Annotated in this window: 16 protein-coding genes and 1 pseudogene; 14 read left to right on the top strand and 3 right to left on the bottom strand. The window is 62.7% G+C overall.

Annotated elements, in window-relative coordinates; genetic code table 11:
• Nucleotides 1–11 precede the first annotated feature (11 nt).
• Nucleotides 12–509: a ribosomal protein S18-alanine N-acetyltransferase gene (rimI, locus tag ABIE35_RS00380; RefSeq protein ID WP_354511916.1), complete on the top strand. Its 498-nt coding sequence runs from the start codon at nucleotides 12–14 to the stop codon at nucleotides 507–509.
• Nucleotides 506–1,651, top strand: coding sequence for a tRNA (adenosine(37)-N6)-threonylcarbamoyltransferase complex transferase subunit TsaD (gene tsaD / locus ABIE35_RS00375; RefSeq protein WP_354511914.1), 1,146 nt, complete (start codon nucleotides 506–508; stop codon nucleotides 1,649–1,651). The genes rimI and tsaD overlap by 4 nt, the downstream gene beginning before the upstream one ends.
• A 29-nt stretch (nucleotides 1,652–1,680) precedes the next feature.
• Here the strand turns inward: tsaD and ABIE35_RS00370 are convergent, their stop codons facing one another.
• Nucleotides 1,681–2,835 (bottom strand): glutamate--cysteine ligase, encoded by a 1,155-nt coding sequence (locus ABIE35_RS00370; RefSeq protein WP_354511913.1) that lies wholly within the window; start codon nucleotides 2,833–2,835, stop codon nucleotides 1,681–1,683.
• Nucleotides 2,836–3,001: 166 nt separating this feature from the next.
• Between ABIE35_RS00370 and ABIE35_RS00365 the strand changes: the two genes are divergently transcribed.
• The 3 genes from ABIE35_RS00365 (at nucleotide 3,002) to ABIE35_RS00355 (ending at nucleotide 5,190) form a co-directional block, all read left to right on the top strand.
• A complete protein-coding gene (locus ABIE35_RS00365; RefSeq protein WP_354511912.1) occupies nucleotides 3,002–4,153 on the top strand; it encodes a GTP-binding protein in 1,152 nt (383 codons plus the stop codon).
• A gap of 37 nt (nucleotides 4,154–4,190) precedes the next feature.
• The gene (gene ykgO / locus ABIE35_RS00360; protein WP_011775528.1) at nucleotides 4,191–4,313 is read left to right on the top strand and encodes a type B 50S ribosomal protein L36; all 123 of its coding nucleotides are present in this window, start codon (nucleotides 4,191–4,193) and stop codon (nucleotides 4,311–4,313) included.
• Between the two features lie 64 nt (nucleotides 4,314–4,377).
• Nucleotides 4,378–5,190 (top strand): shikimate 5-dehydrogenase, encoded by an 813-nt coding sequence (locus tag ABIE35_RS00355; protein WP_354511910.1) that lies wholly within the window; start codon nucleotides 4,378–4,380, stop codon nucleotides 5,188–5,190.
• Nucleotides 5,191–5,194: 4 nt separating this feature from the next.
• On the opposite strand, the gene ABIE35_RS00350 is transcribed toward ABIE35_RS00355, so the two are convergent.
• Nucleotides 5,195–6,424, bottom strand: a complete 1,230-nt coding sequence (locus ABIE35_RS00350) for a THUMP-like domain-containing protein (protein WP_354511908.1) — start codon at nucleotides 6,422–6,424, stop codon at nucleotides 5,195–5,197.
• A 67-nt stretch (nucleotides 6,425–6,491) separates the two neighbouring features.
• Between ABIE35_RS00350 and ABIE35_RS00345 the strand changes: the two genes are divergently transcribed.
• The 4 genes from ABIE35_RS00345 to ABIE35_RS00330 all read left to right on the top strand — a co-directional run bounded on the left by ABIE35_RS00345 (nucleotide 6,492) and on the right by ABIE35_RS00330 (nucleotide 9,636).
• Complete coding sequence (locus ABIE35_RS00345) at nucleotides 6,492–6,854, top strand: hypothetical protein (protein WP_354511906.1); 363 nt, start codon at nucleotides 6,492–6,494, stop codon at nucleotides 6,852–6,854.
• Between the two features lie 193 nt (nucleotides 6,855–7,047).
• A complete protein-coding gene (groES, locus tag ABIE35_RS00340; protein WP_011775524.1) occupies nucleotides 7,048–7,344 on the top strand; it encodes a co-chaperone GroES in 297 nt (98 codons plus the stop codon).
• Nucleotides 7,345–7,430: 86 nt separating this feature from the next.
• Nucleotides 7,431–9,044 carry a chaperonin GroEL gene (gene groL / locus ABIE35_RS00335; RefSeq protein ID WP_089595752.1) on the top strand — a complete coding sequence of 538 codons (1,614 nt, stop codon included), beginning with the start codon at nucleotides 7,431–7,433 and terminating at the stop codon, nucleotides 9,042–9,044.
• A gap of 184 nt (nucleotides 9,045–9,228) precedes the next feature.
• The gene (locus ABIE35_RS00330; RefSeq protein ID WP_354511905.1) at nucleotides 9,229–9,636 is read left to right on the top strand and encodes a hypothetical protein; all 408 of its coding nucleotides are present in this window, start codon (nucleotides 9,229–9,231) and stop codon (nucleotides 9,634–9,636) included.
• Between the two features lie 114 nt (nucleotides 9,637–9,750).
• Here the strand turns inward: ABIE35_RS00330 and ABIE35_RS00325 are convergent.
• A pseudogene (locus ABIE35_RS00325) lies at nucleotides 9,751–10,293 on the bottom strand (DUF389 domain-containing protein).
• 248 nt (nucleotides 10,294–10,541) lie between these two features.
• Here ABIE35_RS00325 and ABIE35_RS00320 point away from each other — a divergent pair.
• From ABIE35_RS00320 to ABIE35_RS00300, 5 genes are all read left to right on the top strand, one after another.
• The gene (locus tag ABIE35_RS00320; RefSeq protein ID WP_354511903.1) at nucleotides 10,542–10,760 is read left to right on the top strand and encodes a hypothetical protein; all 219 of its coding nucleotides are present in this window, start codon (nucleotides 10,542–10,544) and stop codon (nucleotides 10,758–10,760) included.
• A gap of 194 nt (nucleotides 10,761–10,954) precedes the next feature.
• Complete coding sequence (locus ABIE35_RS00315; RefSeq protein WP_354512338.1) at nucleotides 10,955–13,012, top strand: acyltransferase family protein; 2,058 nt, start codon at nucleotides 10,955–10,957, stop codon at nucleotides 13,010–13,012.
• A complete protein-coding gene (locus tag ABIE35_RS00310) occupies nucleotides 13,012–15,090 on the top strand; it encodes an acyltransferase family protein (protein WP_502921347.1) in 2,079 nt (692 codons plus the stop codon). The genes ABIE35_RS00315 and ABIE35_RS00310 overlap by 1 nt, the downstream gene beginning before the upstream one ends.
• A 170-nt stretch (nucleotides 15,091–15,260) precedes the next feature.
• Nucleotides 15,261–16,772: an IMP dehydrogenase gene (gene guaB / locus ABIE35_RS00305; protein WP_354511900.1), complete on the top strand. Its 1,512-nt coding sequence runs from the start codon at nucleotides 15,261–15,263 to the stop codon at nucleotides 16,770–16,772.
• Between the two features lie 105 nt (nucleotides 16,773–16,877).
• A complete protein-coding gene (locus ABIE35_RS00300; RefSeq protein WP_354511899.1) occupies nucleotides 16,878–18,770 on the top strand; it encodes an ABC transporter ATP-binding protein in 1,893 nt (630 codons plus the stop codon).
• The last annotated feature ends 1 nt before the right edge of the window (nucleotide 18,771 follow it).

The raw sequence follows: 18,771 nt of genomic DNA, 5'->3' as shown, positions 1-18,771 counted from the left end.
GGACGCGAACTGTGAAATTGTCACCCAAGCTTGAGCTCGCAGGGGTTTCCCTGCGCGACATGACAGAGGCCGATATCCCGGCAGTGGAGACCCTGGAGCGCCGGTTGTTCCCCGTGGACGCCTGGCCGTTGCAGATGTTCTTCGATGAATTGGCGCAGCCCGAAACCCGCCGTTATGTGGTGGCTGAGGTCGCCGGGGAGATCGTGGCTTATGCAGGTTTGATGTGCATCGAGCCGATCGCGGACGTCCAAACGATCGCCGTCGTGCCTGAGTTTGAAGGCAAGGGCATCGGCTCCGCCGTCTTGACCGAACTTATCGACGAAGCGCGACGGCGCCGGGCGGCGGACGTCCTGCTGGAGGTCCGGGCAGACAACCCCCGGGCCCAGCGACTGTACGTGCGGTTCGGCTTCGAGCAGATCCACGTCCGGCCCCGCTACTACCGGGACGGCGCGGATGCACTGATCATGCGGCTTGAACTGAACGAACCCCACGAAGGAGACACAGCGTGAGCGGCGCTCATCCGGAACAGCCCAAGCAACCATTGGTGCTCGGCATTGAGTCCTCCTGCGACGAGACCGGCGTAGGGATCGTGCGTGGCACCATGCTGCTCACCAACACGGTGTCCTCGTCCATGGAAGAGCATGTACGTTTTGGTGGCGTCATCCCGGAGATCGCATCGCGCGCGCACCTGGACGCGTTTGTGCCCACCTTGCAGGAATCCCTGCATGAGGCTGGTGTCACGTTGGACGACATTGATGCAATTGCCGTCACGTCGGGACCCGGCCTCGCCGGCGCGCTGATGGTGGGGGTCTGTGCCGCGAAGGCGTTGGCTGTTGCCACTGGCAAACCGCTGTACGCCATTAACCACTTGGTGGCGCACGTTGGCGTGGGGCTGCTGGATGCGCGGACATCACCGGATGGCAAGCACGACGCCGGGGCTGCCGCCGGCCTGGGTGCCGGAAAGTTGCCCGAGAACCTCGGCGCGCTGCTGGTATCTGGTGGGCACACGGAAATACTGCGGATCCGGAGCATCACCGATGATGTTGAGTTGCTGGGCTCAACCATCGACGACGCCGCGGGTGAAGCCTACGACAAGGTGGCCCGCATCCTTGGCCTCGGCTACCCGGGTGGACCTGTCATCGACAAACTGGCACGCCACGGCAATCCCAAATCCATCCGCTTCCCGCGCGGCCTCTCGCAGCCCAAATACATGGGTACGGCGGAGGAGAAGGGCCCGCACCGCTATGACTGGTCTTTCAGCGGCCTGAAAACGGCGGTGGCCCGGTGCGTTGAACAGTTCGAGGCCCGTGGCGAGGAAGTGCCCGTGGCAGACATCGCCGCGGCGTTCCAGGAAGCCGTGGTGGACGTGATCAGTTCCAAAGCCGTTCTGGCCTGCAAGGAGCACGGCATCACCGATGTGTTGCTGGGTGGGGGAGTCGCAGCCAACTCACGGCTTCGGGAACTGACCGGGCAACGCTGTGCGTCGGCCGGGATCACGCTTCACGTTCCGCCGCTGGACCTTTGCACGGACAACGGTGCCATGGTGGCGGCCCTCGGTGCCCAACTGATCATGGCCGGTATTGGACCGAGCGGAATAGCGTTTGCGCCGGATTCCTCCATGCCGGTAACTACGGTTTCTGTGCCTGCCTAGGTTCGCGCCCAAGCAGGCACAGTCTCCACCTACGAGGCGTCCGGCCCCTTGCGCATTTGCTGCACGAGGTCCATGACCACTGCCTGCAGGTCCCCGTTGTGCTCAGCAGCAACACGCCGTTGACGCTGGTAGCTGGCTCCACGTTCGATGATTTTCAGGACGTCTGCCAGTTCCTCGGAGCAACCCAGCTTTTCCGCCACAGGTTCAAGCCGCGCAACGGTTTCCGCGAGGTGTTCGGTGACCAGCTGCTCGTTGCCCTCGGCGTCGAGGATGATGATGGCTTCCATGCCGTACCGCGCGGCACGCCACTTGTTCTCCTGAACATGCCATGGCGGCATGGTGGGGATGCTGCCGCCGGCGTCCAGGATGGAAGAGAACTCGTCCACCAGACACTGGGTCAGGGCAGCAATGGCGCCTACTTCTTCAAGCGTGGCCAGGCCATCGCAGATGCGCATTTCGATGGTGCCCAGGTTTGAGACGGGGCGGATGTCCCAGCGGATCTCCGATGTTGAGTCGATGACTCCGGTGGTGAACATGTCCTGGACGTAAGACTCGTATGCCTCCCAGGTTTCGAACTGGAAGGGCAACCCCGCGGTAGGGAGCTGCTGGAACATGAGAGCACGCTGGGAGGCGTACCCGGTTTCCTCCCCTGCCCAGTACGGGCTGGAGGCGGACAGTGCCTGGAAGTGCGGGAAGTAGTTGACCAGGCCGTCGAGGATGGGGAGGACTTTGTCCCGGTGGTCGATGCCCACGTGGACGTGGACGCCGTAGATGACCATTTGGCGTCCCCACCATTGGGTCCGCTCAATCAGTTTGGCGTAGCGCTCTTTGTCCGTGACGGGCTGGAGCAGGGGAGGGCTGAAGGGGTGGCTGCCGGCGCAGAACACTTCAACGCCCATGGGATCGGTGACTTCGCGGACTGCGGCGAGGGAACGGCCAAGGTCCTCTTTGGCGTCCTTGACGGTCTCGCAGATGCCGGTGACAAGTTCAACGGTGTTGAGGAGCAGCTCGCGCTTGATATGGGGGTGTTCGTCGTCCTCATTGAGGTCCGGGTGGTTGGCGGCGACGCCCTTCAGGACATCGTTCGCGACCGATACCAGTTCCCCGGTACGTGCATTGACGAGCGCCAACTCCCATTCCACACCCAGTGTCGATTGCCTGGATGGCGCAAAATCAATCTGCACGTAGTCCCCTCATTGTTTGGTGTCAGCCGGGTACAGGTCCCCGCTGTGGGGCCGCCAGCGGTCGGATCAAGTCTAATGCAGCCGGAACGCCGGTGATATCGACGGGAAACACCGTCGAAGCCTGCCGCTACTTGCTAATGAGAACTGTTCGCATTAGACTCAAGCCATGCACCTCACAGTAGTCAGCTCCCTGGACAGCCAATGCCGCGAGGCAGCCACCTCAAGGCTCGGCCGAACCCATGAGAACTCTGTGGTGGTCCTTCACGATCTCCTTGACGGGTCCCTGGTCCTCCGGCGCGTTTACAGGGGCGGTCAGCTGTTTGAACGCGAGACCACGGTCCTGGAGCATGGTTGCCTCAGCTGCACCGTCCGGCTTGACGTAGTCCCGACGGCGGAGCGCCTCGCCGCCTGCGGCTTTGACCACGTGGTTCTCGGCCTCCCGCCGGGAGTCGCCGCCGGAATGGCCGTCGCAGAACTTCGCCGTGGACTCAGCCGGCCGGCTGTCATGGACAATGCAGTGCTGGCCATTGACCCGGCGGATTTGGATGACCACATCTGGGACCGCCACACCCTGTTCGAATCCGGCTTCACGTCCATGCCCCAGGATGAGCGCACCAGTGGCGAATTCCTGATCGGTGAGTTCGGGCAAGTGGACACTGTGATGGTTTCCCCGGGTCTGGGGGCGGTCCTGGCCGGGGATCCGCGTGAAGGATCGGAGGCATGGCTGGTTGGCTTGGAACTGCTGGGTCAGTTGGCGCCCCATGCCAACGTTGTCGGATCGGCTGGGGTATTCCGGCCGGGGTGCTTCGACGATGCTGAAGCAGCGGCACGTAACCGGCCCGGCGTCGTGCGTGTGCCCTTGAGCGAAACGCCGGGGCCCTTCCGGACCGTGCTCCACAAAACGGGCCGTCCCCTTCACCCCGGACGCTTCCGGGAGGCGCTGCCACAGCTGGCCATCGGTACCCACTGGCTGCGCGGCCGCCTATGGATAGCCTCCGCGCCCACGCGGCGGATCGCCGTCCAGGGCATAGGCCCCAGGGTCTGGCTCGAAAGTACCGGAAACTGGCTGGCCGACTCTGCAGGGTCCGGCCCAGGCGAGGGAGCCGCTGGAAAGGCTGGCTCCGACGTCGACGCGTTCCTGGACTGGCACCCACACCACGGCGACCGCGGCACCGTCCTTGCCATCACTGGACGTTCCGAGGACATCGACCCGACGGAAATCCGCGAGCTCCTGGATGGCTGCCAACTGACGGAGGCCGAAATGACACTGGACTCCGGCGTTTGGGACGACCCCCTGGAACTCAGCGACGCCCTCTAATCCCGAATACCCACACCCACATCAAAGGAGAAACACCATGAAGGTCAGGAATTCGCTGCGTGCCCTCAAGAAGATCCCCGGCGCCCAGATCGTGCGCAGGCGGGGGCGTACTTTCGTCATCAACAAGAACAACCCGCGGATGAAGGCGCGCCAGGGCTAACCTCACGGGCCTGTCAGAGGTGCCGTGAATACACGGCCCTGGCAAGAGGGCGTTTAATGGGGGAATGCCAATCCTGAACAAAGACATGTCCCTGTGCATTTCGCTTGCGGCCCGGCCCAGCAATATAGGGACCAGGTTCCACAACTATCTGTACGATCTGCTCGGCCTGAACTTTGTTTACAAGGCATTCGCCCCCACTGACATCAACCTCGCGGTAGCGGGCATTCGCGGCCTCCCCATCCGGGGAGCCGCGGTGTCCATGCCATACAAGGAAGCGGTCATTCCGCTGGTTGATGTGATGGACCCGTCGGCACAAGCCATTGATTCGGTGAACACCATCGTCAACGACGACGGCGTCCTGACCGCCTACAACACGGACTACATCGCCATTGCCCGGCTCCTGAAGGACCATCAGGTTCCCAGCAGCCACACTGTCCTTCTCAGGGGTGCCGGAGGCATGGCAAAAGCAGTTGCCGCAGCGCTCCGGGACGCAGGGTTCACCGCTGTCACTATCGTGGCCCGCAACGAAACCACCGGACGAGCACTTGCGGATCTCTACGGATTCGGGTGGCAGGACGACGTCAACGGCGCAACAGCGGACCTGATCATCAACGTCACCCCGCTGGGGATGGCGGGTGCGGACGAAGCTGCCCAATCTTTCGATGACCCCACCATTGCTGGTGCGCAGGTGGTGTTCGACGTCGTGGCGCTCCCTTCGGAGACGCCGCTCATCACCGCCGCCAGGAACTCCGGCAAGAAGGTCATTACCGGTGCCGAGGTCATCGCCATCCAGGCCGAAGAACAATTTGTGCTCTACACAGGTGTGCGCCCCACTGCTGGACAGGTCCGCGAAGCCTCGGAGTTCTCCCGCCGCTGAGGTGCTAGGCCGTGACCGGCTCCACTACAACAGCCACTCTTTCCTCGCCGATCCTGGTAAGGACCAGGGTGGCTGTTTTTGCATCCTTGCCCTTTGATGGTTTGGCGGGAAGCAATTGCTTGCGCAGCTCTTCAGGAGTCACGGCCGTGCCACGCTTCTTAATGTCCAGCACGGTGATGCCATTGCTTTTCACCCAGGCTTTGAGGGCCTTGACGTTGTAGGGCATCACCTCAAGCACTTTGTAGGCTCGGGCAAAAGGAGTGTCGTGCAGTTCCGGCGCGCAGATGTAGGCGATGTGCTCGTCCACCAGATGCCCGCCCAGCCTTTCGGCGATGTCTGCTACCAAACCTGCGCGGATGACTGCGCCGTCCGGTTCGTACAAGAAACCTTCAACAGGCCCGACGGCGGCTGCGGGACCGGCGTCAAAGTCCTCGCCGCTGGTGATTTCAGCGGCGCCCTGGCTGCCAATGACCAGGGCCGCCCGGCGCACGCCAGGGCGGGCTACGCCGTTGAACCATAAGGTCACTTCGGTGACGTCCCCGCCCACCGAGACCCATTGGGCCTCGCAGCCGGAGGGCACGGAATCATGGGGGATGCCGGGTCCCATTTTGACGCCAATGGCACGTCCGGTGGCTGCCAGCTTCTCCACGAAGGACAAGGGGGGAGAGAAAGCCTCAGGGTCCCAAATCCGCTTGGTCCCCGATGTGGACGTCGTGCGGCGTGCAGGATCCAACCACACGCCGTCGATCCCGTCCAGCTCCACGGACGTGGCATCCGAGTGCACCACGGTGGCGTGCGGGAACGGGATGAGGTTGATGGTGGCGCAGGCAGCAGTGGTTTCATCCATCTCAACGGCTGTCACTGAGATGTCCATGGACGCCATCGCCATGGAATCGGCGCCGAGGCCACATCCGAGGTCGGCCACATGGGAGATTCCGGCCTTGGCGAAGCGCTCGGCGTGCCGGGCAGCGACGTTCAACCGCGTGGCCTGCTCCAAGCCTGCCTGGGTGAACAGCATCTGCCGGGCGAACTCGCCGAACTTCGCCTCGGCGCGGGTGCGCAGCCGGGATTGCGTCAGGACTGCGGCCACCAATTCGGCGGAGTGGCCGGCTTTGCGGAGATCCGCGTTGGTGCTGAAAGCGTCGGCCTCGCGGTAGGGCCCCAAGGAGGCCAGGAGTTCCCATCCTTCAGTGGTCAGCAAGGGTGCGATCTGTTCCTGCGGTGCGTGAGGCATGGAATCAAGCCTAACGGCGCGGCACTTGACAACGTGACGGGCGAATCAGCCGGATAGGGTTGTTTTCATGGAAGACACCGCAGCCCCGCAACCCTCCACCATGATGAAGTTCGCGCGACCCGCCCTCATAGCGGGGGCCGTGATCGCTGTGGTCTGCATCGGCTTGCTCATCATCATCTTCGCCTTGGATTCCTTCAACGCGGCCACCTATTCCGTCGCAGGCAAGAGCGTCAACGACGCCACCGACGAAGCGCGGGACATCCGCGAGCTCTACAGCGGCGCCCGCACTGGTGGGATTATCACCCTGGTGATTTCCGGCGTCGTTGCTGTTGCGGCCGCTGTGCTCCTGTACCGGAACCGCGGCAATGCCCCACTGGACGAGGATGACGACGGCCAGGACTACGACCTGGATGACCTGACGGGACGGTGACCTACGTTCACCGATGACGAAATGCTGGCACTCACCTTGACCGAGTGCTAACGATTTACATAGAGTCTAGTTAGCACTCTCCCCCGGAGGGTGCTAATAAATGCCAAGCGTCTTCCGGCACCGCGACGGCGGATGTACGCTCCGGCACCCTAGTTCTTAGTCCATGAATCAGCTCATGAAAAGGAGAGTCCGAGTGTCGGTCTCGATTAAGCCTCTTGAGGATCGTATTGTTGTTCGCCCGCTCGAAGCAGAGCAGACCACGGCTTCCGGCCTGGTCATTCCGGACTCCGCACAGGAAAAGCCGCAGGAAGGCGAAGTTGTTGCAATCGGCCCCGGCCGTTTCGATGACAACGGCAACCGCGTACCGGTTGACGTAGCTGTTGGCGACGTCGTCATCTACTCCAAGTACGGTGGAACCGAAGTCAAGACCGGCGGCAACGAGTACCTCGTTCTGTCCGCCCGCGACGTCCTTGCGATCGTCGTAAAGTAACTTCCCGGAGCCCCGCACCGCCGTCGAGTTGGAAATCATTTCCGACCGTCAGCGGTGCGGGTTTTCTGTCTTGAAAGGACACAACCATGGCAAAGCAGCTTGCTTTTAACGATGCTGCCCGCCGGTCTCTTGAGGCCGGTATCGACAAGCTCGCCAACACTGTCAAGGTGACGCTTGGCCCGCGCGGCCGCAACGTCGTGCTGGACAAGAAGTGGGGCGCTCCCACGATCACCAACGATGGCGTCACCATCGCGCGTGAAGTTGAGCTTGACGACCCCTACGAGAACCTTGGCGCTCAGCTGGCCAAGGAAGTAGCCACCAAGACCAACGACGTCGCAGGCGACGGCACCACTACCGCCACGGTGCTGGCACAGGCCCTGGTCAAGGAAGGCCTGCGCAACGTTGCCGCCGGCGCCGCTCCGGGTGAGATCAAGCGCGGCATCGAGGTTTCCGTTGAAGCCGTCGCAGCCCGCCTCCTGGAGAATGCCCGCGAGGTTGAAGGCACCCAGGTTGCCAGCGTCGCAGCCATCTCCGCGCAGAGCGACGAGGTCGGCGAGCTCCTCGCCGAAGCGTTCGGCAAGGTTGGCAAGGACGGTGTCATCACCATTGAAGAGTCCTCCACCACGCAGACCGAGCTGGTCCTCACCGAAGGCATGCAGTTCGACAAGGGCTACCTGTCCCCGTACTTCGTCACCGACGCAGAGCGCCAGGAAGCCGTCCTCGAGGACGCCCTCATCCTGATCAACCAGGGCAAGATCTCCTCGCTGCAGGACTTCCTGCCGCTGTTGGAGAAGGCCCTGCAGGCCAACAAGCCGCTCTTCATCATTGCCGAAGACATCGAAGGCGAAGCCCTCTCGACGCTCATCGTCAACCGCATTCGCGGCACCCTCAACGTTGTTGCCGTCAAGGCTCCGGGCTTCGGCGACCGCCGCAAGGCCATGCTCCAGGACATCGCCACGCTCACGGGCGCCCAGGTTGTTTCCCCGGACCTTGGCCTGAGCCTGGACACCGTTGGCCTTGAGGTACTCGGTACCGCACGCCGCATCACGGTCACCAAGGACAACACCACCATCGTTGACGGCGCCGGCACGGCTGAGGACGTGGCCGACCGCGTTGCACAGCTGCGCGCTGAGCTCACCCGGACGGACTCCGACTGGGATAAGGAAAAGCTGCAGGAACGCCTTGCCAAGCTGGCCGGCGGCATCGGCGTGATCAAGGTTGGCGCAGCCACCGAGGTTGAGCTGAAGGAAAAGAAGCACCGCATCGAGGACGCTGTTTCCTCTACGCGTGCAGCCCTCGAAGAAGGCATCGTTTCCGGTGGCGGTTCCGCTCTCATCCACGCCCTCAAGGCACTGGACGAGTCCCCGGCCGTCAAGGCGCTGGAAGGTGACGCAGCTGCTGCTGTTGGCATCGTCCGCCGCGCACTGGTTCAGCCGCTGCGCTGGATCGCCCAGAACGCCGGCTTCGACGGTTTCGTTGTTGTTGCCAAGGTGTCCGAGCTGGAAGCCAACCACGGCTTCAACGCCAAGTCCGGCGAGTACGAGGACCTGATCGCCGCTGGCGTGATCGACCCCGTCAAGGTCACCCGTTCGGCTCTCCGCAACGCCGCTTCCATCGCTGCCCTGGTTCTCACCACCGAGACCCTGGTTGCCGAGAAGCCGGCTGAGGAAGAAGACGCACACGCAGGCCACAGCCACTAGCAGCCTGTTGTACTGGAGCCCCGGCCACGTTCGCGTGGCCGGGGTTTCGTGCGTCTTGGAGGCGGCTGGCTGGCGCGCCTGCCCAAGCTATTGTGAGCGTTCGACGACGGCAGTAACCTGACGCTTATACGGCGGCTTGGGTGCGCCAACCGGGCTGTTCCCGGTCGCGGGATGAGTAACGACTATGCCGGCCACAACCTTGGATCTCGGACGCTCGGCGTTCTTCGAGCATCGCTGGAACGATGCTTTGGCCTGCCTCGCCCGGGCGGATACCGAGGGCGGCCTGCCTCCCCAGGACATTGAGCTTGTTGCCTCGGTTGCCATGCTCCTGGGTAGGGAATCGGAAGGTGTGGCCTATCTGACGCGGGCACATGACGAGTACGTGACCGTGGGGGACATCGCCGGAGCGGCCCGCTGCGCTGCATGGCTGGTCCTGTACCTCATGAACCTCGGGGAAACCGCACGTGGCCGCCGGCGAAGTGTCGCCCATTCCGTCCGGCATTATCTACTCGCAGTCATCGGAAGCTGTCGCCACGGGGTATCAGGGGGAGTACTCATGGGTGAAACTTCCGGTCTTCGACGAACAGGGTGAGCCGAGGCAGACCAGGGGAGTAGCAGACGACGTTCCCGGCGTGTTCTTCATCGGTCAGGAATTCCTCTTCGAGGCAGCCTCGGCAACGCTTCCCGGAGTCTGTCGGGACGCCCGCTACCTGGCCCGCCGGTTGGCAACGGAGCGACGTCCGGAGCCTGACGGTCGCCGGGCCAAGGAGACCCGCACACCGATGAGCCGGTAGAACAATAAAACCGCAGCCGCAGCTGTCACGATGCCCACCAGGTTGAGTGCCAGCTGCATCGCTGATCCGGCTGCTTTGCTGTATTCACCCAGAACCCACGCAACGGCAACGTAGCCTGCAGCCGGAACAGTCGTGACGGAAATAAACACACCCACCAGAGCCGAGGACCGGTGGCTGATCATGGACAGCATTCCTGCCGCTCCAGCGAGTGCGGCCACGATCAGCGAGTACGGACCCGGATGGTAGATGAACTCCACGGCTTATCCCCGCTCCAGCGTGTCCTCGGGGAACAACCCCAGAAGCACTGAGAGCCACGCTGCAACGGCCGTAACCAGCATCGCGAGGGGAAAACCGACAGCCAGGGCAAGCAATGAGGCACGTACCAATCGCCACTTCTGTTCCACCAACCCCACGGCCAACGCAGCGAGCGGTCCGAACTCGGGTCCCACCACCATTGCGCCCACAATCGCGATCGTTGAATCGGTCACAATGCCGATCGCCGCCCACTGTGCCGCTATCACCAAAAATGCCAGGAAGCTCCACGTCAGTTTCGAGTCCTCGCCGGTTTGCCTGGAAACCTCGTCCCAAATGACGGCGTCGGCCGATTCTCCAGGGGCGGCTGCCTCAGCGTCGTCAGCCCGTTTGGACAGACCAGGTCCGGTGACGATATGGAGATGGAGCCCAGGTCCGGAACTTTGAGCTCATGAAGCCGCTCGATCAGTTCTTCCGCGGATTCCCGGGCGATCTGAACGGCGATCACGTCGCCAGGTGGCACCACGGAAGCATTTTTGTGGACGGCCACCTCGGCGGCTCCGGTGTTATCGGTGCAACATTTCACGACGGCCTCGGACAACTCCGTTGGCACGCAAAGGCGCAGCTGCACGATCATGGATTTCCTTCCTTCGGCCCGGCTCCAGCGTAGTTCCATCACGTGCGCTTGGCTGTGATTCGGGCACAGGCCACGCACAGGCGGGGCTGGGAAAATGCATAGCTGTACCTGAGCTAATGGACCTTCGGAAGGCGGTCCAAGAGATGGTCCCGACTGGGGTGGGGCCACTGAACCGCGTATGATTGATGCTTTGTGCCACAGCTTTTGAGGAACTGCCTAACGTGACTATGCCAACGATCCCAGCCCCTGCCCGCGCCGGCAGGCGGTCTTCCGGACCCGTTGCAAAGTCGAAATTCCGCCCCGAGATTCAAGGTCTTAGGTCACTGGCCGTCCTGATGGTGGTCAGCTACCACATCTGGATCGGACGGGTTTCCGGCGGCGTGGATGTGTTCCTCCTGATCTCTGCCTTCCTGATGACGTTGCAGTTCACCGGCCGTTATAAGCAGGGGCGGCCAATGGACCTTGTGCGGCACTGGCTGCACCTGTTCCGGCGGCTGCTGCCCGCCGTCGTGGTGGTTCTCTTGGCCACGCTCGCGGCGACGTTTACCTTCCTTCCGCCCACACGGTGGGTGGAGGTAGTCCACCAGGCGTGGGCTTCACTGTTCTACTTCGAAAACTGGCTCCTGCAGGGCCTGGCCGTGAATTACTACGCAACCGACCACAGCCTCGCCAGTCCGCTCCAGCACTTCTGGTCCCTCTCCATCCAGGGCCAGGTGTTCATCCTATGGCCGGTCATATTCGCCTCCGTCGCAGTTCTTTGCCGCCGGTTCAGCCTGAGGTACCGGGCCACACTCGCGTACGTTTTTGCGATTATTTTTGTCCTGTCCCTCACCTACTCCGTCATTTTCACGGCCGCCAACCAGGCCGTGGCCTATTTCGATACGTTTGCGCGCCTTTGGGAATTCGCCTTGGGCACGTTGCTGGCGCTGATTCTTCCCGGGTTGAACTTCGCCAAGCCTGTCCGGGTCATGATGGGATGGATCGGCGTGGCCGCCATGCTCAGCTGCGGCGTCCTGCTGCAGGTGCAGACGGCATTCCCCGGTTTTGTTGCCCTGTGGCCCACGATGGCTGCTGTTGCCGTGATTGCCGCCGGCCAAACCGGGAGCCGTTTGGGCGTGGACAGGATCCTGAGTTCAAAGTTCCTGGTCCGGCTGGGCGACAACTCCTATGCCCTTTACTTGTGGCACTGGCCCATCCTCGTGATCGCCCTGGCATGGAGCGGGAAGGATCATGCCGGCTGGCTGTCTGGAACGGTCATCATCGCTTTGTCGCTGGTGCTGGCATTCCTGACCACCAAATACGTGGAGAAGCCGTTCCGGGAATGGAAATGGCCCGAGGTCAACCGCCGCCGATCGGCCATCGCCATCGCAGCCTGCCTCGCCGTGGCGTGCACGCCGCTCTTGGGGTTCCAGTACAAGCAGGACCTGGACCTCAAAGCAGCTCAGGCCCAGGCGTTCAACGACAACCCCGGTGCGCACGCGCTGGTCCCCGGTTACGTGGATCTGGTCAGCGACGGCGCCAAGACGCTGCCCACCGCTGAGCAACTTCCGGAAGACTGGGCAACGCTGTCGGGTCCATGCGAGGGCGATGCCAAGCCGGAGGACAAGCAACTGCAGGACAAGTGCCAGCAGAATGGCGTGGGGGAGGACGCCGACAGGGAAATCCTGGTGTTGGGCGACTCCCACTCCCAGCAATGGCTGGCCGCGCTGGGCCCCCTGGCCGAGGCAGAACACTGGAAGGTGACTGCCCTCTTGCTGGGCGGATGCCATTTCATGCCGGAGAACCCGGATGCCGATTCCGGCTGCAACGATTTCAACGCCGCCGCTTTCCGCTACGCAGCGGAGAAGGCGCCGGATACTGTTTTCATGGTTGGAACAATGGCGTCCCCGTCGTCACCGGATGAGCAGTTGGTGTACGGCTTTGAGCAGACGGTGACCAACTTCAATGACCTCGGAATCGAGGTGGTGGCCATCCGCGACAACCCACGTTTTGACTACAACGTCACCGAATGTGCGTTGTCCAAAGGGGTGGACAGCGCCGACTGCAGGTCCGACCAGCCCGAGGTCCTGGCCGCGGAGAGCCCTTTCGCAGCTGTGCAGGGAACGTTCGGCAACGCAGCCTTCCTGGACATGACCGACCTCCTCTGCGACGGCATCACCTGCCCCAGCGTGGTGGGAAACGTGTTCGTGTATTTGGACGACAACCACCTGTCCAGGACGTATGTGACCAGCATGGCCGAAATGTTTGAGGAAAGGTGGTTTGCCGCGACCGGGTGGCAGCGATGATGGACGCTCCTACTGCCGTGACGGCACCCGTTCAGGCGAAACGCACGACGGCGAAGCCCGGCTTCCGCCCGGAGGTCCAAGGTCTGCGCGCCCTGGCAGTGCTGATGGTGGCCGCCTACCATATTTGGCTCGGCCGGGTCTCCGGCGGTGTTGACGTCTTCCTGCTCATTTCGGCTTTCCTGCTGACTTTGTCCTTCACCCGCAAACTCGAAAACGGGAAGCCGCTGAGGCTCCTGCGGCACTGGCTGCACGTCTTCAAGCGGCTGCTGCCCGCCGTCGTCGTGGTCCTGCTGGGGGTCCTGACCGCCACCTGGGCCTTCATCCCACAGAGCCGTTGGCCGGATGTCCTTGCCGAGGCGTGGGCATCGCTGCTCTACCGGCAGAACTGGCAACTGGCGGACACTGCTGTGGATTACTACGCGCAGGACCACTCGGGAGCGAGCCCGCTCCAGCATTTCTGGTCCCTCTCCGTCCAAGGCCAGGTGTTCATCCTGTGGCCCTTGGTCTTCGCCGCTGTTGCCTTGCTGCAGCCGCAGTTGGCCAAGCTCTTCCCGGACCGGAAGGCAGTAGCCCACCGGCCGCTCCTCGTCGTAGCCTTCGGGGCCGTCTTCGTGGCGTCCCTGGTGTACTCCATCGAGCAGACCACCAACAACCAGGCCGTGGCTTACTTTGACACCCGTGCCCGCCTCTGGGAGTTTGCGTTGGGCTCCTTGCTCGCCCTCGCTCTTCCGTACCTGAAGCCCCGACGCTGGCTCCGCGTCTTCCTTGGGTGGGCCGGTATCACCGCCATGCTCGCTTGCGGTCTGGTCCTCACCGTGGACCGATCCTTCCCCGGGTTCATCGCGCTCTGGCCGACGCTCGCCGCCGCGGCGGTCATCATCGCCGGGCAGAGCACCAGCCGTTTCGGCGTGGACCGCATCCTCAGCTCGCGGCCGCTGGTCCTGGTGGGGGATAACTCCTACGCCCTTTACCTGTGGCACTGGCCGGTCCTGGTGTTCTTCCTGTTGGTCTCCGGGACCACCACGCCCAACCTCCTTCAAGGGCTGGGGATCATGGCCTTCTCCATGGTGCTGGCCGTTGCCACCACCAAATACGTAGAGGTTCCCATGCGCCGCTGGAAGTGGCCCGACGTGCGGTCCTGGCGTGCCGCCGTCGTGATTGCCGCCTGCGGTGGGCTGCTGGCGATCCCCGTTAATGTTTGGCAGGGTGCCATCGCATCCGAAAGCGCGGCGATCGCCGGCCAGCCCAAGGAGTTAACCCCGGGGGCAGCAGCTTTGTCCCCGGAGTTCGTGGGGGAACCTACCCAGGAAGCAATGATCATCCCGGCACCGGCCGCGATGAAGGACGAATGGGCGGACATCGACGGCCTGTGCACTGGAGACAACGTGCCTACGGACCCTTTGCTGGCGGGCTGCCTCCAGAACGATGAACCTGCGGAAGTCACCAAGGAGATCGTGGTGCTCGGTGATTCGCACGCCCAGCAGTACATGGCTGCGCTGGGTCCGATCGCCAAGCAGCACGGGTGGGAAGTGGTGACACTCCTGAAGGGCAGTTGCCGGTTCGGCGCCGAGTCCCCTGAACGGACGGACGAATGCAACGAATTCAACAAGGCGAGCGCCGCCTACGTCATGGAACACCAGCCGGACGCTGTGTTCACGGTAGCGTCGTTGACCCATGCCACAGCGCCCTTTGAGACCGAAGTGCCCGGCTACCTTGAAGGAATCCAGCCGTTCACCGATGCAGGAATGGACGTTGTGGGCGTGCGCGACAACCCCCGCTTCAGCATCAACATGCCGGAGTGCGTGCAGAAAAAGGGCCCTGATTCGCCGGACTGCAACGCCCCGCTGGAGGAGTCCCTGGCCGCGTCGTCGCCGTTGGACGACTACGTGGGCAAAGTGGACCGGCTCTACCTGATGGATATGAGCGACTTCATCTGCGAACAGGGCACCTGTCCGGCAGTGGTGGGTAACGTCTATGTCTACAAGGACGACAACCACCTCACCAAAACCTACGTGCAGTCCATGATCCCCATGTTCGAGGAGCGGCTCCTTGCTGCCACGGGTTGGTCCGGCGGCTAAGTCCAGTGCTCTTGCTCACACTGGGGCGTCGCGGAATATGGCGATCGGCGCGAAGGTTCTAGTATTTATCCAATACCTTCTGCACAGGCCAGTCCCGTAATGACGGGCTGGTCATCAGTTGCAACCCCTACCAGTTAAGCCCCCAGAACCCAGGTAAGAGGCGCACACTCATGACCCAGCCCGAACACAACCCCTTTGGCTTTATTGGCCTGACGTACGACGACGTCCTGTTGCTCCCGGGCCACACGGACGTCATCCCCTCCGACGCCGACACGTCCTCCCGCATCTCCAAGCGGATCTCCGTCCAGACTCCGCTGCTGTCTGCAGCGATGGACACTGTGACTGAGTCCCGCATGGCCATCGCCATGGCACGCCAGGGCGGTTTGGGCGTTGTCCACCGCAATCTGTCCGTCGACGACCAAGCCGAGCACGTGGACCGCGTCAAGCGCAGCGAATCGGGCATGATCACCAACCCACTGACCATCGGTCCCCAGGCCACGCTGCAGGAACTCGACGAGCTGTGTTCCCGCTACCGCGTTTCCGGTCTTCCCGTGGTGGACACCGACGGACGCCTGCTGGGCATCGTGACCAACCGCGACACGCGCTTCATTCCGGAATCGGAATTCCCGCTGCGCAGCGTCAGCGATACCATGACCAAAATGCCGCTCATCACCGGGCACGTAGGCATCAGCCGCGAAGAAGCCTCGCACAAGTTGGCTACCAACAAGATTGAGAAGCTTCCCCTCGTAGACGAGCAGGGACGCCTCAAGGGCCTCATCACTACCAAGGACTTCACCAAGGCAGAGCAGTATCCGCTGGCCACCAAGGACGACGAAGGCCGCCTGCGCGTGGGTGCCGCCATCGGCTTCTTCGGCGATGGCTGGGAGCGCGCCATGAAGCTGATCGACGCCGGCGTGGATGCGCTGTTCGTGGACACCGCCAACGGCCACTCCCAAGGTGTGCTGGACATGATCCGCCGCCTCAAGTCGGATCCGATTGCCGCCCACGTGGACATCATCGGTGGCCAGGCCGCAACCCGTGAAGGTGCCCAGGCATTGATCGACGCCGGTGCCGACGGCATCAAGGTTGGTGTCGGCCCGGGATCCATCTGCACCACCCGCGTTGTTGCCGGTGTAGGTGTTCCGCAGATCACCGCCATCTACGAATCCGCCAAGGCCGCCATCCCGGCAGGCGTTCCGCTGATTGCCGACGGCGGCCTGCAGTATTCGGGCGATATCGGCAAGGCACTGGTTGCCGGTGCCGACACTGTGATGCTCGGCTCCCTGCTGGCTGGCTGCGAGGAATCCCCAGGCGATCTCATCTTCGTCAACGGCAAGCAGTTCAAGAGCTACCGCGGCATGGGTTCCCTGGGCGCCATGCAGTCCCGTGGCAAGAACACGTCCTACTCCAAGGACCGCTACTTCCAGGCCGACGTCTCCGGCGATGACAAGCTCATCCCTGAAGGCATCGAAGGCCGGGTGGCCTTCCGCGGACCGTTGGCTTCAGTGGCTTACCAGTTGGTGGGCGGCCTCCGCCAGACCATGTTCTACACGGGCGCTCCCACCATCCCCGAGTTGAAGGCGCGTGGCAAGTTTGTCCGGATCACGCCGGCAGGCTTGAAGGAGTCGCACCCCCACGACATCCAGATGACTGTGGAAGCACCCAACTACGGTTCACGCTGATCCATCACCTGTATCAACAGTTGTTCCCCGCGGAGGCATCTCTGCGGGGAACAGTTGTTTAACCGCCCCGGCAGTAATGTCGGCCCATGAGAATAGGCTGGGATCATGTCTGAAAAGCCCGCGCAACCGCGGCATCCGGAGTCCATCCGGCTGAATCCAGCCCAGCCGGGCAAGACGCCGCCCCGAAAGTTGGCGCTGCGGCCGTACGCACGCGCCGTCGGGCAGGTCCTGAAGGTGAGCTTCAAAGCTTCCCCCGTCGCGGTGATAATGAAGGTGCTTGGCTCGCTGATCTCAGCCACGCTTCCGCTGGTCACCACCTACTTTGCGGCCCTGACCACCACCGCCTTGGCGGCCGGGTATGCAGGAGATCCGAACGCTGGTCCGCAAGCAATCCTGTACGTCATCATCACCGCGGCGCTGGGGTTGTTCTGGGGGGCTTTCAGCAGCGTGGACCGCTACATCCAACAGCTCATGAGCTTCAAGGTGGGAGCGATCGTGGGCGACATGATGTATGAGCGCTTCCTGGCGCTGGAGTTTTGGCGCTATGACGACAAAGAAACAGTTGACCTCTACGATCGCGCCAAGCGCTTCTCCGATTCGTACGCCCGTGTCCTGGACCGGATTGCCGCGATCTTTACGCAGCTTGTCTCGGTGATCCTGGCCATCGGCGCTTTGTTGCTGGTCAGTTGGTGGATCGCGGTCATTGTCCTGGTGGCGATTGTCCCCAGTGTCTACCTGCAGTTCAAGCTGTCCCGTGAGCAGATCGCGCACTGGAACACCCAGGTGGATTCGCGGCGGCAGCGCCGAATGATCGAACAGAACCTGCTCCGGCCGCAGCATATTGCCGAGATGCGGCTCTACGGAATCGTTGGGTACCTCATGGACCTGCGGTCAAGGCTCCGGGATGCTGATGAGCGCAGGCGGCTGGACTTCCAAAAGCGGTACATTCCCAAACAGCTGGCCGCTGATGCCCTGCAATACGGAGCCGAGGTTGTGTCGCTCATTTGGGTGGTGGGGCAGATCATCGCCAGGGCGCAGCCGGTGGGGCAGTTTCTCTACGTGCAGCAGATCGTGAGCCGCGCACTGTCCACTGCCAACAGCTTGGTGTCGTCCTTGAGTTCCATCGATGAGGATCTGGCCAACCTCAAGGACTATGAACTGTTCATGGCGCTGCCCGTTCCCAGCGGCAGGGAGAAGCCCCTCACGGTATCGCCTGCCACCGTGGAACTGAAGGACATCCGCTTCAGTTACACCGGGAGCGACATCGAGGTCATCAAGGGTATTTCCATGACCATCCGGGCCGGCCAGCACATTGCGATCGTTGGCGAGAACGGGGCAGGAAAGTCCACGCTGATCCGTATCCTTGCGGGGTTGTATCGTCCCGATTCCGGCCAAGTGCTGCTGGACGGCGTGGACCTTGCCGGGATTGATGTCACCAGCTGGCACCGGCACCTGGCCGTGCTCAGCCAGGAGTTCCTGAAGTACGAGTTCGCGACCGCCGCGGAGAACATCTACCTCGGGGACGTCGACCAGCCACGGAACGATGACCGCATCCGGCGTGCTGCCTCCGATGCCGAGGCCATGGAGTTCATCAACAAACTGCCCAATGGCTTGGAAAACCACGTGAGCAACTGGATGGAGGACCCTCGGGGCCGCAAGGGGAGCGGCCTCTCGGGCGGACAGTGGCAGCGGCTAGCCATGGCGCGCAATTTCTATCGCGATGCTTCTTACATGGTGATGGATGAGCCCACCTCCGCGATTGACGCTCTGGCTGAGCACAGAATCTTCACCAGGCTCTTCGCCGACCGGAGCAGCACCATCATCGCCATCAGCCACCGCCTTGCCACCATCGAGAAGGCAGACATCGTGTACATGCTCGAAGACGGCCGAATCGCAGAGCAGGGGACCCACAAGGAATTGGTGGCATTGCGGGGTCGCTACTTCCGGATGTTCGAATCCCAGCTCTCCGCGGACGAAACCAGCCAGAACACGCCCTGAG

Origin of the sequence: Paenarthrobacter sp. 4246, assembly GCF_040546855.1 — a bacterium.
In the GTDB taxonomy this organism is placed as follows: domain Bacteria; phylum Actinomycetota; class Actinomycetes; order Actinomycetales; family Micrococcaceae; genus Arthrobacter.
This window is presented reverse-complemented; position numbering and strand designations above follow the sequence as displayed.

Bases quoted from the DNA above. Each gene is read 5' to 3' on its own strand.
- ykgO (WP_011775528.1), top strand. From the start codon at position 4,191: ATGAAGGTCAGGAATTCGCTGCGTGCCCTCAAGAAGATCCCCGGCGCC.
- ABIE35_RS00365 (WP_354511912.1), top strand. From the start codon at position 3,002: ATGCACCTCACAGTAGTCAGCTCCCTGGACAGCCAATGCCGCGAGGCA.
- ABIE35_RS00315 (WP_354512338.1), top strand. From the start codon at position 10,955: ATGCCAACGATCCCAGCCCCTGCCCGCGCCGGCAGGCGGTCTTCCGGA.
- ABIE35_RS00310 (WP_502921347.1), top strand. From the start codon at position 13,012: ATGGACGCTCCTACTGCCGTGACGGCACCCGTTCAGGCGAAACGCACG.
- guaB (WP_354511900.1), top strand. From the start codon at position 15,261: ATGACCCAGCCCGAACACAACCCCTTTGGCTTTATTGGCCTGACGTAC.
- ABIE35_RS00330 (WP_354511905.1), top strand. From the start codon at position 9,229: ATGCCGGCCACAACCTTGGATCTCGGACGCTCGGCGTTCTTCGAGCAT.
- ABIE35_RS00300 (WP_354511899.1), top strand. From the start codon at position 16,878: ATGTCTGAAAAGCCCGCGCAACCGCGGCATCCGGAGTCCATCCGGCTG.
- ABIE35_RS00355 (WP_354511910.1), top strand. From the start codon at position 4,378: ATGCCAATCCTGAACAAAGACATGTCCCTGTGCATTTCGCTTGCGGCC.
- ABIE35_RS00350 (WP_354511908.1), bottom strand. From the start codon at position 6,424: ATGCCTCACGCACCGCAGGAACAGATCGCACCCTTGCTGACCACTGAA.
- groL (WP_089595752.1), top strand. From the start codon at position 7,431: ATGGCAAAGCAGCTTGCTTTTAACGATGCTGCCCGCCGGTCTCTTGAG.
- ABIE35_RS00320 (WP_354511903.1), top strand. From the start codon at position 10,542: ATGAAGCCGCTCGATCAGTTCTTCCGCGGATTCCCGGGCGATCTGAAC.
- ABIE35_RS00345 (WP_354511906.1), top strand. From the start codon at position 6,492: ATGGAAGACACCGCAGCCCCGCAACCCTCCACCATGATGAAGTTCGCG.